11 protein-coding genes are annotated in these 14,207 nt (G+C 61.3%); 1 reads left to right on the top strand and 10 read right to left on the bottom strand.

The window, feature by feature from the left end; genetic code table 11:
* Positions 1-82 precede the first annotated feature (82 nt).
* The gene (gene secA, locus GUY40_RS11740; RefSeq protein ID WP_166569113.1) at positions 83-2,827 is read right to left on the bottom strand and encodes a preprotein translocase subunit SecA; all 2,745 of its coding nucleotides are present in this window, start codon (positions 2,825-2,827) and stop codon (positions 83-85) included.
* 284 nt (positions 2,828-3,111) lie between these two features.
* On the opposite strand from secA, the gene GUY40_RS11735 reads away from it, so the two are divergent.
* Positions 3,112-3,576: a DUF721 domain-containing protein gene (locus GUY40_RS11735; protein WP_166569112.1), complete on the top strand. Its 465-nt coding sequence runs from the start codon at positions 3,112-3,114 to the stop codon at positions 3,574-3,576.
* Between the two features lie 194 nt (positions 3,577-3,770).
* Here the strand turns inward: GUY40_RS11735 and lpxC are convergent, their stop codons facing one another.
* From lpxC to murD, 9 genes are all read right to left on the bottom strand, one after another.
* Positions 3,771-4,682, bottom strand: a complete 912-nt coding sequence (gene lpxC / locus GUY40_RS11730) for a UDP-3-O-acyl-N-acetylglucosamine deacetylase (protein ID WP_166569111.1) — start codon at positions 4,680-4,682, stop codon at positions 3,771-3,773.
* A 112-nt stretch (positions 4,683-4,794) separates the two neighbouring features.
* Positions 4,795-5,985, bottom strand: a complete 1,191-nt coding sequence (gene ftsZ, locus GUY40_RS11725; protein WP_166569110.1) for a cell division protein FtsZ — start codon at positions 5,983-5,985, stop codon at positions 4,795-4,797.
* Between the two features lie 57 nt (positions 5,986-6,042).
* The gene (gene ftsA, locus GUY40_RS11720; RefSeq protein ID WP_166569109.1) at positions 6,043-7,299 is read right to left on the bottom strand and encodes a cell division protein FtsA; all 1,257 of its coding nucleotides are present in this window, start codon (positions 7,297-7,299) and stop codon (positions 6,043-6,045) included.
* A gap of 13 nt (positions 7,300-7,312) precedes the next feature.
* Positions 7,313-8,179, bottom strand: coding sequence for a cell division protein FtsQ/DivIB (locus tag GUY40_RS11715; protein ID WP_166569108.1), 867 nt, complete (start codon positions 8,177-8,179; stop codon positions 7,313-7,315).
* 4 nt (positions 8,180-8,183) lie between these two features.
* Positions 8,184-9,140, bottom strand: a complete 957-nt coding sequence (locus GUY40_RS11710; RefSeq protein WP_166569107.1) for a D-alanine--D-alanine ligase — start codon at positions 9,138-9,140, stop codon at positions 8,184-8,186.
* Positions 9,137-10,594 carry a UDP-N-acetylmuramate--L-alanine ligase gene (murC, locus tag GUY40_RS11705; protein WP_166569106.1) on the bottom strand — a complete coding sequence of 486 codons (1,458 nt, stop codon included), beginning with the start codon at positions 10,592-10,594 and terminating at the stop codon, positions 9,137-9,139. Before murC ends, GUY40_RS11710 begins: the two co-directional genes overlap by 4 nt.
* Entirely contained in the window at positions 10,587-11,657 is a 1,071-nt protein-coding gene (gene murG, locus GUY40_RS11700) for an undecaprenyldiphospho-muramoylpentapeptide beta-N-acetylglucosaminyltransferase (protein WP_166569105.1), read from the bottom strand. The genes murC and murG overlap by 8 nt, the downstream gene beginning before the upstream one ends.
* Positions 11,647-12,861 carry a putative lipid II flippase FtsW gene (ftsW, locus tag GUY40_RS11695; protein ID WP_166569104.1) on the bottom strand — a complete coding sequence of 405 codons (1,215 nt, stop codon included), beginning with the start codon at positions 12,859-12,861 and terminating at the stop codon, positions 11,647-11,649. The genes murG and ftsW overlap by 11 nt, the downstream gene beginning before the upstream one ends.
* A complete protein-coding gene (gene murD, locus GUY40_RS11690; protein WP_166569103.1) occupies positions 12,858-14,204 on the bottom strand; it encodes a UDP-N-acetylmuramoyl-L-alanine--D-glutamate ligase in 1,347 nt (448 codons plus the stop codon). The genes ftsW and murD overlap by 4 nt, the downstream gene beginning before the upstream one ends.
* Between the last annotated feature and the right edge of the window lie 3 nt (positions 14,205-14,207).

Genomic DNA, 14,207 nt, shown 5'->3' with positions numbered 1-14,207 from the left:
GAGATGGTAAAACGCCGCGACGGCGGAAGGCCGGTCGCGGCGCGGTGTCAATGTTACGCAGCATCAAGCCAGGTCTGGATCGTTAGTTGATCTGACCGTGGCAGTGCTTGAACTTCTTGCCCGAACCGCACCAGCACAGTTCGTTGCGACCCAGCTTCTGTTCATTGCGCACCGGGGCAGTAGCGACGGCGACATCAGCGCCCTCTTCCCCGGTTGCAGCCGCTGCCACTTGCTCAAGACCTGGTGCCGCGGCATGCGAGAACTGCATGCGCTGGGCCAGCTCTTCGGCTTCGCGACGCAGACGGGCTTCTTCTTCGACCGGGTCTTCGCGACGCACCTGGACGTGCGACAGGACGCGAATGGTGTCGCGCTTGATCGACTCCAGCAGTTCCTGGAACAGGGAGAAAGACTCGCGCTTGTATTCCTGTTTCGGGTTCTTCTGGGCGTAGCCACGCAGGTGGATACCGTGACGCAGGTGGTCCATGGTCGACAGGTGGTCTTTCCACAGGTCGTCCAGCACACGCAGCAGGATCTGCTTCTCGAAGGTCCGCAGGGCTTCGGCGCTGGCCTGCTCTTCCTTCTCGTTGTAGGCGTTGAGCAGCTCGGTCATGAGCTTCGCGCGCAGGGTTTCTTCGTACAGGTGATCGTCTTCGTCGAGCCATTGCTGGATCGGCAGCTTCACACCGAAATCGCTGGCCAGCGCGGCTTCCAGACCCGCCACGTCCCACTGCTCCGGCAGCGATTGTGGCGGAATGTGCAAGCTGACAGTGGCGTCCAGCACTTCCTGACGGAACTCGGCGATGGTGTCGCCAATGTTGTCGGCTGCCAGCAGGCTGTTACGCATGTGGTAGATGACTTTACGCTGTTCGTTGGCAACGTCGTCGAATTCCAGCAATTGCTTACGGATATCGAAGTTGCGGCCTTCAACCTTGCGCTGAGCTTTTTCGATGGCGTTGGTCACCATGCGGTGCTCGATGGCTTCACCGGACTGCATGCCCAGCGCCTTCATGAAGTTCTTCACCCGGTCAGAGGCGAAGATGCGCATCAGGCTGTCTTCCAGCGACAGGTAGAACCGGCTCGAGCCCGGGTCACCCTGACGGCCGGCACGACCACGCAACTGGTTGTCGATACGGCGCGATTCGTGACGCTCGGAGGCGATGACGTGCAAGCCACCGGACTCGATCACTTGCTGGTGGCGCTTCTGCCAGTCAGCCTTGATCTGGGCAATCTGCTCAGGGCTCGAGCTATCCAGCGAAGCGACTTCCACTTCCCAGTTACCGCCCAACAGGATGTCGGTACCACGACCGGCCATGTTGGTGGCGATGGTCAGGGCGCCTGGACGACCGGCCTGGGCAATGATCTCGGCTTCTTTTTCGTGGTACTTGGCGTTCAGGACCTTGTGGTCGATGCCTTCTTTTTGCAGCAGCGCCGACATGTGCTCCGACGTTTCGATGGTTGCGGTACCGACCAGTACCGGCCGACCCTGGGTCATGCTTTCCTTGATGTCGGCAATGATCGCGGCGTATTTCTCGTCGGCGGTCAGGTACACCAGGTCGTTGAAGTCTTTACGCGCCAACGGCTTGTTCGGCGGGATGACCATCACGTTGAGGTTGTAGATCTGAGCGAATTCGAACGCTTCGGTGTCAGCGGTACCGGTCATGCCGGACAGCTTCTCGTACAGGCGGAAGTAGTTCTGGAAGGTGGTCGATGCCAGGGTCTGGCTCTCGGCCTGAATGTTCAGGTTTTCCTTCGCTTCGATGGCCTGGTGCAGGCCTTCGGACAGGCGGCGGCCCGGCATGGTACGGCCGGTGTGCTCGTCGACCAGCAGGATCTGGCCGTCCTGGACGATGTATTCGACGTTGCGGTTGAACAGCTTGTGCGCACGCAGACCGGCATACACGTGAGTCAGCAGGGCCAGGTTGTGCGCCGAGTAGAGGCTCTCGCCCTCGGCCAGCAGGCCAACCTGGGTGAGCATTTCTTCAATGAACTGATGACCGGCCTCGTTGAGTTCGACCTGACGGGTTTTCTCATCGACCGTGAAGTGCCCGGCCTTGGTGACCACGCCCTCGACTTCTTCGATGTGCTGGGCCAGGCGCGGGATCAGTTTGTTGATCTCGGTGTACAGCTTGGAGCTGTCTTCGGCCTGGCCGGAGATGATCAGCGGCGTACGGGCTTCGTCGATCAGGATGGAGTCGACTTCGTCGATCACGGCGAAATTCAGCTCGCGCTGGAATTTCTCTTCCATGCTGAACGCCATGTTGTCGCGCAGGTAGTCGAAACCGAATTCGTTGTTGGTGCCGTAGGTGATGTCCGCGGCATAGGCTGCACGCTTCTCTTCCGGCGGCTGGAAAGGCGTGACGACGCCAACGCTCAGGCCGAGGAATTCATACAGCGGGCGCATCCAGTTGGCGTCGCGGCGGGCCAGGTAGTCGTTCACCGTGACCACGTGCACGCCCTGGCCGGACAGAGCGTTGAGGTATACGCCCAGGGTCGCGACCAAGGTCTTGCCTTCGCCGGTGCGCATTTCTGCGATCATGCCTTCATGCAAGGTCATGCCGCCGATCAGCTGCACGTCGAAGTGGCGCATGCCCATGACGCGCTTACCGGCTTCGCGGGCGACCGCAAAGGCTTCAGGCAGCAGATTGTCGAGGCTTTCACCCTTGGCCAGGCGCTCTTTGAACTCTGCAGTCTTGGCGCGCAATTGCTCGTCCGAGAGGGCGACCATCTGCTCTTCGAAGGCATTGACGATGGCTACCGTCTTGAGCATGCGTTTGACTTCACGCTCGTTCTTGCTTCCAAAAAGTTTTTTTAACAAAGGCGCAAACATATCGGCAGGATCTTCCACACGTAGGGATGGAGGGCGGCCCCGTGGATCGCCCGTGCAGCCCTTATGGCCGCATGCGAACGAGCATTCTACCCGGAAACGATGGTGAGGAAAGTGGCGTTATTCCACGATGCTGGCACAGCGCTTTAGCGGGGCTTGTTTAAAATAGGGCCTTTTCGCTCAACTTCAACCCATGGTGCCAAGAGATTGCGGGCGCCTGCGGGCGAGACGATGGAAAACCGGCTTTCTGTTAAGATGGCCGCTCTGTAACTTCAGGTATCTTTCCAATGGCATTTCGCCCTCTTGCCGCACGGGCTCCCTCGGTCCTTTTGCGCGAGGCTCGCCCGCTGAAAGCGCTGTTCAGCCAGGCCCAGCGACTTGCCCATCTGCAACGTTTGCTCGACAGCCAGCTGCAGCCGGCGGCGCGCGAGCACTGTCATATTGCTTCCTGGCGCGAAGGCACGTTGCTTCTGATCGTGACCGACGGTCATTGGGCGACCCGCTTGCGCTACCAGCAAAAACGTCTGCAACGGCAGCTGCAGGCGCTTGAGCAGTTCACTAACCTGACGCGCATCCTGTTCAAGGTTCAGCCGCCGACGACCCAGAGCAAGGCGGTGGGACATACGATCGATCTGTCGACCCGAGCGGCGGAAAATATCCAGGCCACGGCCGAGGGTATCAGCGACCCGAACCTTCGCGCGGCGCTGGAGCGGTTGGCCAGTCATGCCAGCCGCAAAGAAGAGAAAAACTAACCCCCCCGCCGACCACTGTGTGGAGCAAAGCTTGCTCGCGATGAAGGCACTGCGAGTTTCTGATGCTGCGCGGTGAATCTATCGCGAGCAAGCTTTGCTCCCACAGTGCATGGCTCCAGGCCTGGAGCTGCTTCCAAAAAAAAGGCCACCCGAAGGTGGCCTTGAAGAAATGCTAAAGGAAAGAGAGTTGTTACTTACACTGCCGCTACCGGACGCATGTAAGAGATCGGTGCCGTACTGGCATCTTCGAATGTCACGACTTCCCAGGCATCCTTCTGCTCGATGAGCTTGCGCAGGAGCTGGTTGTTCAGTGCGTGACCGGATTTGAACCCACGGAATTCGCCAATCAGGCTGTTGCCCAACAGGTAGAGGTCGCCGATGGCATCCAGGATCTTGTGTTTGACGAATTCGTCCTCGTAACGCAGGCCGTCTTCGTTCAACACGCCGTCCGTGTCTACCACGATGGCGTTTTCAACACTGCCGCCGAGTGCGAGATTGTGCTTGCGCAGGTACTCGATGTCACTCATGAAACCGAAGGTGCGGGCGCGGCTGACTTCCTTCACGAAGGAGGTGCTGGAAAAGTCCACGCTGGCACTTTGAGTGCGGTTCTTGAAAACCGGGTGATCGAAATCGATCTCGAAACTCACCTTGAACCCTTCGAAAGGGACGAAAGTGGCGCGCTTGTCGCCGTCTTCCACTGTCACTTCACGCAGGATGCGAATGAATTTCTTGGCAGCGTCCTGCTCTTCAAGACCAGCCGATTGAATCAGGAATACGAAGGGACCTGCGCTGCCGTCCATGATCGGCACTTCAGACGCGGAGAGCTCGACGTAGGCGTTATCGATGCCCAGACCGGCCATGGCCGAGAGCAAGTGTTCCACCGTATCGACTTTGACATCGCCATTGACCAACGTGGTCGACATGGTGGTCTCGCCGACGTTTTCCGCACGGGCAGGGATCTGCACCATAGGGTCGAGGTCGGCGCGGCAGAACACGATGCCGGTATCCACAGGCGCGGGCTTGAGAGTCAGATAGACCTTCTCGCCCGAGTGCAGGCCGACACCTGTGGCACGAATAATATTCTTCAGGGTGCGTTGTTTAATCATGGCATTGGCCGCTTCAGCGCAAATTGCGAACTGGTATCAACAAAGACGGGCGATGATAGCAGAACCGGCCTTTGCTGAAAACCAATCACCCTAATACCCCTGATAAATTCCATCAATCAGCCTGGCGACGCAGGAAAGCCGGGATATCCAGGTAATCCAGATCGTCCTGTGGGTTGAGCTTAGCAGCCGCTGCAGCACCGGCATGGGCCTGGTTACGCATAACGGTCGGACGGTCGAGATCACGGTAGTTCACCGACGGTTGCTCATGACGCGCAGGGGCCGCCATGGGCGCCTGTTGAGCGGCAGTTTGCAGCGTATTGTCGATGATCTTCACCGGTTTCTCGATTTTCGCGCCAAGACCCGTAGCAACCACGGTCACGTGCAGCTCGTCGCGCATGTCTGGATCAATAACAGTACCGACCTTGACCATGGCGTGATCCGAGGCAAACGCCTCGATGATGCTACCCACGTCCGAGTACTCGCCCAGCGACAGGTCAGGACCTGCGGTGATGTTGACGAGAATGCCGCGCGCGCCCTGCAGGTTGACGTCTTCGAGCAGTGGGTTGCGGATCGCCGCTTCAGTGGCTTCACGTGCACGGTTCGGACCGCTGGCGCAGCCAGTGCCCATCATGGCCATGCCCATTTCGCTCATCACGGTCCGCACGTCGGCGAAGTCGACGTTGATCATGCCCGGACGCTTGATGATGTCGGAGATACCGCGAACAGCACCGGCCAGTACATCGTCCGCCTTGGCGAAGGCCGACAACAGGCTTGCATCCTTGCCAAGGATGGTCAGCAGTTTTTCGTTCGGGATGGTGATCAGCGAGTCGACGCTTTCGGACAGGGCACGAATACCCTCGTCAGCGATCTGCATACGCTTTCGACCTTCGAACGGGAACGGACGGGTCACCACCGCAACGGTGAGGATACCCAGTTCCTTGGCCACTTCAGCGATGATTGGCGCCGCACCGGTACCGGTACCGCCGCCCATGCCGGTGGTGATGAACACCATGTTGGTGCCTTGCAGTACTTCAGCGATGCGCTCGCGGTCTTCCAGGGCGGCTTGACGGCCGACCTCGGGATTTGCACCCGCACCCAGGCCCTTGGTCACACCGGTACCCAGTTGCAGAATGGTGCGCGCACCAATGTTTTTCAGCGCTTGTGCGTCGGTGTTGGCGCAGATGAATTCCACACCTTCGATGTTGCTCTTGACCATGTGATTAACGGCGTTGCCGCCACCACCACCGACACCGATAACCTTGATTACCGGACTTTGCGGGACGTTGTCTACAAGTTCGAACATTTTCCCTCTCCTTTCCATTTCTCTAGTTTTTGCGCCTACTACTACTGCTTTGAAACTTTAAAAGTTGCCCTGAACCCAACGCTTGAATCGTTCAAGCACAGGAGCCTTAGGTTCATCGCCATAGCTGTTAGTGCTGCTCATACCGGCCAGGGACACGCCTTCGGACTGCTTTTGCAAGCCGTAGACGAGCAAGCCCACACCAGTGGAATAAATCGGGTTGCGCACCACATCAGCCAGGCCGTGCACCGAGTGCGGCACACCCAGGCGTACTGGCATGTGGAAGATCTCTTCTGCCAGCTCCACCGCACCTTCCATCTTCGAAGTACCGCCGGTGAGGACGATGCCCGCCGGGATCAGGTCTTCGTAACCGCTGCGACGCAGTTCGGCCTGGATCAGGGTGAACAGCTCGTCGTAGCGCGGCTCGACCACTTCGGCCAGGGCCTGGCGCGAAAGTTCACGCGGTGGACGGTCACCCACACTCGGAACCTTGATGGTTTCACCGGCACCGGCCAGCTTGGCCAGGGCGCAGGCGTAACGGATCTTGATTTCTTCGGCGTACTGGGTCGGCGTGCGCAGGGCCATGGCGATATCGTTGGTGACCTGATCACCCGCGATCGGGATCACTGCCGTGTGGCGAATCGCGCCTTCGGTGAAGATGGCGATGTCGGTAGTGCCGCCACCGATATCGACCAGGCAGACGCCCAGCTCTTTCTCGTCGTCGGTCAGTACCGAGTAGGCCGAAGCCAATTGCTCGAGGATGATGTCATCGATTTCCAGGCCACAGCGGCGCACGCACTTCTCGATGTTCTGGGCGGCGTTGACCGCACAGGTCACCACGTGGACCTTGGCTTCCAGTCGCACGCCCGACATGCCCAGCGGCTCACGCACGCCTTCCTGGTTATCGATCACGTAATCCTGTGGCAAGGTGTGCAGGACGCGCTGGTCCGCTGGAATCGCCACGGCCTGGGCCGCGTCCAGCACACGCTCAAGGTCAGCGGCGCTGACTTCACGATCACGGATCGCCACGATGCCGTGGGAGTTCAAGCTGCGGATGTGGTTGCCGGCCACGCCGACGAACGCCGAGTGAATCCGGCAGCCAGCCATCAACTGCGCTTCTTCGACCGCGCGCTGAATCGACTGCACGGTGGATTCGATGTTGACCACCACGCCCTTCTTCAGGCCGCGCGATGGATGGGTGCCGATCCCGACGATTTCCAGGCTACCGTCAGCCGCGACCTCGCCCACCAGCGCCACCACCTTGGAGGTGCCGATGTCCAGGCCAACGATCATTTTGCCGCTTTGCACATTTGCCATGGTCCTGCCTCTCTTAATTCTTCGCGACGACGGGTTCGGCCGTCGGCTGCGCAATCGGTTCCCGCCAGCCCACGGCCAGGCCGTTGGCGTAGCGGAGGTCAATGCGCGCGATATTCGTGATCTGTTCTTTCAGTGTCTTGTCGTAAATGGCAATGAAACGGCGCATCTTTTCCATCAGGTGATCACGCCCCAGCAGCAGCTCGATGCCAGGCCCCGAGCTGCCAGCTCCCGTGGTGAGGAACCAGCTGCCGCGCTCACGCAGCTCCAGGCGCGCGATCGAAAAGCCCAGCGGGCGCAGCATCTGGCTCAATACCTGATACTGCTGCATCACTTGCTGCGGGGCGCGCTGCGGGCCGTACAATTGCGGCAGGTGTTCGTAGTTGGCCAGCTCGCGCGGGGTAAACGCCTGTCCCTGGTTGTTCAACAGTGCTTCGTCACCCCAGCGGGCCACGGGCAATTGCTCTTCCAATCGAATGACCACCTGATCCGGCCATACCCGGCGCACTTCGGCGTGGGCGATCCAAGGCATCTTTTCAAGCTCGGTGCGCATGCTCGCCAGATCAATAGTGAAAAAGCTCGCCGCCACATAGGGCGCGATCCGCTGCTGCACCGCCTGCTGGCTGATGTAGCTGAGGTCGCCCTGCACAGCGATCTTGGTAATCGGTCGATCGGCATACGGCATCAGGCGCTGGGCGCCCTCATAAGCGCCGAAGCCCAGCGCGACCAGCGCCACGGGCCACAGCACTTTTTTCAGAAAGCCGATGCCTGGCTTGGGCAGGCGCGCCGACAGTGGCTCCTTGGCCACCATCCGGCTGGCACCGCGCGGCACCGGCTTGCGGCCGGTGGCGGGTTGCTGATGACGTAACATCGCGCCTTGCATGGGATTAACCTCGCGCCTCGACGCTGGCCGCCAGGATCGCCAGTACCAACTGCTGGAAATCAAGGCCGGCTGCACGTGCTGCCATGGGGACCAGGCTGTGATCGGTCATGCCTGGTGCGGTGTTCACTTCCAGCAGCCAGAACTTGCCTTGAGCGTCCTGCATGACATCCACGCGGCCCCAGCCGCTGATGCCGACCGCTTCGCAGGCGCGTGCGGTCAGGTCGATCAGTTCTTGTTCCTTGGTGCTGTCCAGGCCGCAGGGAATGCGGTACTGGGTATCGGACGCCAGGTACTTGGCGTCGTAGTCGTAGAACGAATGAGGGGTGCCGAGGGCGATGGGCGGCAGAACCTGGTCACGCAGGGTCGCGACGGTGAACTCCGGACCTTGAATCCATTGTTCGACCAACACTTGCGAATCGTAGGTGGCGGCGTCCTTCCAGGCAGCGATCAATGCATCTACGTCGCTCACCTTGGCCATACCGATACTGGAACCTTCATGGGCCGGTTTGACGATCAAAGGAAAGCCCAGTTCCGCGCCCGCAGAAATACAGTCGGCTTCGCTGGCCAGTACCGCATGCATTGGCGTCGGGATGCCCAGGCTTTGCCAGACCTGCTTGGTCCGCAGCTTGTCCATGGCCAGCGCCGAGGCGAGGATGCCGCTACCGGTGTAAGGGATGCCCAGGCACTCGAGCAGACCCTGCATGCTGCCATCTTCACCGCCACGGCCGTGGAGGATGATAAAGGCGCGGTCGATCTTCTCAGCGAGCAGGCGTTGCAGCAGGTCATCGCCGACATCAATGGCAACCACGTCGACACCAGCCGAGTTCAGCGCTTCGATCACGGCCCTGCCGGACTTGAGCGAGACTTCGCGCTCGGCGCTCTTGCCACCGTACAGCACGGCGACGCGACCGAAATCCTTCGGTGCGATGGTCGAGAACAGCTTGGCGTAGGCAGCAGTCATTTCGCTTTCCCCTGACTGGCGGCTACTGCCCCAGCGAACAACGGACTTTTCAGTAATTGCGGTGCAAGCCCGCCGATGTCGCCCGCGCCCTGGCACAGCAGGATGTCGCCGGCACGCAGCAGTGGCTTGACCAGCGGCGCCAGCTCGATGCCGCGCTCGATGTAGATCGGGTCCAATTGACCACGCTGACGGATGCTGTGGCACAGCTGACGGCTGTCTGCACCAGGGATCGGCTCTTCGCCGGCCGGGTAGACCTCCATCAGCAGCAGCACGTTGGCATCGGCCAATACCTGTACGAAGTCGTCGTACAGATCACGGGTGCGGCTGTAACGGTGCGGCTGATAGACCATCACCAGACGGCGGTCCGGCCAGCCACCGCGAACGGCATTGATGACGGCGGCCACTTCACGCGGGTGATGACCGTAGTCGTCGACCAGCATCACGCTGCCGTTCTCGACCGGCAGTTCGCCGTAGACCTGGAAGCGCCGGCCCACGCCCTGGAAGCCCGACAGGCCCTGGACGATGGCTTCGTCGCTGATGCCTTCATCGGTGGCAATGGCGATGGTCGCCAGCGAATTGAGCACGTTGTGGTTACCCGGCATGTTCACCGACACGTTCAACGGTGCGCGGTCGCGACGCAGCACGGTGAAGTGGGTCAGCATGCCTTCCTGGCGAATATTGATCGCACGCACGTCAGCTTCTTCGCTGACGCCGTAGGTCACGGTCGGGCGCTTGACCTGCGGCAGAATCTCGCGCACGACCGGGTCGTCCAGGCACATCACGGCCAGACCATAGAACGGCAGGTTGTGAAGGAATTCGACGAAGGTTTTCTTCAGTTTGTTGAAGTCGCCTTCATAGGTCGCCATGTGGTCGGCGTCGATGTTGGTGACCACGGCCACCAGCGGCTGCAGGTGCAGGAAGCTGGCGTCGCTCTCGTCGGCTTCGGCGATCAGGTAGCGGCTGGTGCCCAGCTGGGCGTTGGTGCCGGCAGCGTTCAGACGACCACCGATCACAAAGGTCGGGTCCAGGCCGCCCGCGGCGAACACCGAGGCCAACAGGCTGGTGGTGGTGGTCTTGCCGTGGGTACCGGCGACCGCGATGCCGTGGCGATAGCGCATCAGCTCGGCGAGCATTTCGGCACGCGGCACCACTGGGATACGGCGCTCCAGCGCGTTGGCGACTTCCGGGTTGGAGGTGTTGACCGCACTGGATACCACCAGCACGTCAGCGCTGGCGGCGTTTTCCGCGCGGTGGCCGATGAAGATCTCGGCGCCGAACGACTCCAGGCGCTCGGTCACAGGCGAGGCCTTGAGGTCCGAGCCCGACACGGCATAGCCCAGGTTCAGCAATACTTCGGCGATGCCGCACATGCCCACGCCACCGATCCCCACGAAGTGGATATGGCGGATGCGGCGCATTTCAGGCTGAGGCATGGCTTTTTGATGTTCAACCATGGGCCACCTCCAGGCAGATTTCGACCACGGTGCGGGTGGCATCAGGTTTGGCCAGGCGCCGTGCGGTCGTGGCCATGGTGTTGAGTTTTTCCGGTTGCATCAGCACCTCGTTCAGGCGGTCAGCCAGTTCGGCTGCGCCAGTTGTCGCTTGCGGCATCAGGAAGGCAGCACCTTCACGAGCCAGATAGTTGGCGTTGTGGGTCTGGTGGTCGTCGATCGCATGGGGCAAAGGCACCAGCACCGACGGCAGGCCGGCAGCGGCCAGTTCGCTGACCGTCAACGCACCTGCACGGCAGACCACCAGATCGGCCCAGCCATAGGCTTGGGCCATGTCCTTGATAAAGGGCGCGACCTGCGCCTCGACACCGGCGTCCTTGTAACGCTGCGCGGTGATTTCATCGTGTTTCTTGCCAGCCTGGTGGAACACCTCGGGACGCAGATGCTCCGGGACCCTGGCCAGCGCTTGTGGCAACAGCTTGTTCAAGGGTTCGGCACCCAGGCTGCCACCCAGCACCAACAGCCGCGGCTTGCGCCCGGCGAGGGACTGGCGAGGGGTTTGCAGAAACAGTTCGCCGCGCACCGGGTTACCCGTGGTGCGGCGCTTGCCGGAACCGGAAAAGGTGTCGGGAAAGGCTTCGCAAACACGCGCTGCCAGCGGCACCAGCATGCGGTTGGCGGTACCGGCGCGAGCGTTCTGCTCGTGGATGACCACTGGCACGCCGCACAGTTTTGCCGCCACGCCACCGGGGCCAGTGACATAGCCACCGAAGCCGACGACGCAGGCAGGCTTGAGCTGACGAATGATGCGACGGGCCTGCATCACTGCCTTGATCAGCGTGAACGGCGCCTTGAGCAGGGACAGCTTGCTCTTGCCGCGCAGGCCGGCGACGTTGATCAGGTGCAGTTGCAGCCCGGCCTGGGGCACCAGTTCGTTTTCGATGCCACGCGGAGTTCCCAGCCAGTGCACGGTATAACCACGCGCCTGGAATTCGCCGGCACACGCCAGCGCCGGGAATACATGCCCGCCAGTACCACCGGCCATGATCAGTACATTAGCGCCCATGAGCTGGCTCCTCGGCGAAGTCGCTTTCGCTGAACTCCGTCTCTTCGCTGCCCAGGTGGGTGCGACTCTCCCATTCGATCCGCAGCAACAACCCGAGGCAAATGCAGCAGATAACCAGCGAGCTGCCTCCGTAGCTGAGAAACGGCAAGGTCAGGCCCTTGGTCGGCAGGAGGCCGACGTTCACACCGATGTTGATCAAGAATTGGCCGATCCACAGGAAGGCCAGGCCGTAAGCCATGTAGGCGGCGAAGAATTGCCGGGCCCGCTCGGCCCACAGGCCGATATACATGGCCCGCACGCTGACGAACACGAACAGCGCCACCGTGGCCAGCGAACCGAAGACGCCCAGCTCTTCGGCCAACACAGAGAACACGAAGTCGGTATGCGCTTCCGGCAGGTAGAACTGCTTCTGCACGCTGTTGCCCAGGCCAACGCCCAGCCATTCGCCACGGCCGAAGGCAATCAGCGCCTGGGTCAATTGATAGCCGGAACCGAATTGATCGGCCCAGGGGTCGGTAAAGGTAATCAGTCGCGCCATCCGGTACGGTTGCGCCTGTACCAGCAGGAATACCGCTCCCACCGCGAGTATCACCATCAGGCTGAAGCGGAAGAGCCCCACGCCACCGAGGAACAGCATCGCGGCCGCAGCACCCATCATCACCACGGTGGCGCCGAAGTCCGGTTCCATCAGCAGCAGGCCGGCCATTGGCAACAGCACGATGAAGGGTTTGAAAAAGCCCATCCAGCTCTCGCGCACTTCGCGCTGGCGACGAACCAGGTAGCCGGCGAGGTAAATCACCACGAAGACCTTGGCGATTTCCGAGGGTTGCACGTTAAAGAAGCCGAAACCGATCCAGCGCATCGAACCGTTCACTTCGCGGCCAATCCCCGGCACCAGTACCAGCACCAGCAGGCCAAAGGCACCGACCAGCATCATCCAGCCCAGGCGCTGCCAGGTGGCGATCGGCACCATCATGGTCATCACACACGCACCCAGGCCCAGCACCACATAAATCAGGTGGCGGATCATGTGATACAGAGGGTTGCCCGACTGGGCGGCGGCGACTTCCGAGGACGCCGAGGTGATCATGACCAGCCCCAGGCCCAACAGCGCCAGGCAGCCGGCGAGCATGGCGAAATCGAGGTCGATGCCACGGCCGGTGATCAGCGGCGAAGGGTACGGTTTGAGGAGGCCAAAGATCATGACAAGGCCTCCACCGCTTGGGCGAACAGACGGCCGCGCTCTTCGAAATTCTTGAACATGTCCAGGCTTGCGCAGGCGGGAGACAACAGCACGGCATCACCCGGCTGGGCGAGCTGCGCACATTCCTCGACCGCCTCGTCCAGGGTCTTGGCCCGGATCAACTCGACCGCGCCATCAAGTGTTAGCGCCAGGCGATCGGCATCACGGCCAAGCAAAACCACAGCGCGGCAGTGTGCCTGGACCGGTGCTCGCAGCGCGGAGAAATCGGCGCCCTTGCCATCGCCGCCGGCGACCAGCACCAGTTTGCCGGTGATATCAGCGCCCAGCCCTTCGATGGCCGCCAGGGCCGCACCGACGTTGGTGGCCTTGGAATCGTCGTACCAGGTCACGCCGTCACGCTCGCGCAACCACTGGCAGCGGTGCGCGAGGCCGGTGAACGTGCGCAGGCTGTCGAGCATCGCGTCGAATGGCAGGCCAACGGCATGACCCAGCGCCAGAGCCGCCAGCGCGTTGGACTGATTGTGCGCGCCGCGAATCTTCAACTCGCGCACAGGCATGAGGTGGTCAAACCCGAACGCCAGGTACTTTTCACCGCTTTCTTCGCGCAGGCCAAAATTCTTGAAGTCCGGCGCGTTCAGTCCGAAGGTCCAGTACGGCAGGCCTTCGCCCACCAACGGACGGCTGAGAGCGTCCTGACGATTGACCACCACCTGGCGCGCGCCACGGAAAATCCGGTGCTTGGCCAAGTGATAAGCCGGCAGGCCGCTGTAGCGGTCCATGTGGTCTTCGCTGACGTTCAAGACGGTCGCCACTTCAGCATTGAGCTGGTCGGTGGTTTCCAGTTGAAAACTGGACAGTTCCAGCACATACAGCTCAACGTCGTCGGACAGCAGGTCCAGCGCCGGGGTACCGAGGTTGCCACCGACGGCCACACGCTTGCCCGCCTGGACCGCCATTTCGCCGACCAGCGTGGTGACCGTGCTCTTGGCATTCGAGCCACTGATGGCAACGATCGGCGCTTTCGCGTGACGCGCGAACAGCTCGATGTCGCCGGAAAGCTTCACGCCGCGGGCTGCCGCCTGCTGCAATGCTGGCGTGGAAATGGCCAGCCCCGGGCTGACGTACAGCTCATTGGCGCGGCAGAGGAACTCGACGTCCAGCTCGCCGCAACGCACTTCCACCTGTGGGTAGTCACGCTTGATCGTGGCCAGCTCCGGTGGATTCTCGCGCGTGTCGGCCACGGCAAAGGCAACGCCCTGGCGCGCCAGGAAGCGCACCAGGGACATGCCGCTCTTGCCGAGGCCGACAACGATGCGGAAGTGGTCAGAAGCGATCAACGACACGTG

This window comes from Pseudomonas sp. R5(2019) (assembly GCF_009905435.1).
Taxonomy (GTDB): domain Bacteria; phylum Pseudomonadota; class Gammaproteobacteria; order Pseudomonadales; family Pseudomonadaceae; genus Aquipseudomonas.
The sequence above is the reverse complement of the archived record's forward strand: the minus strand, read 5'-3'. Positions and strand labels throughout refer to the sequence as shown.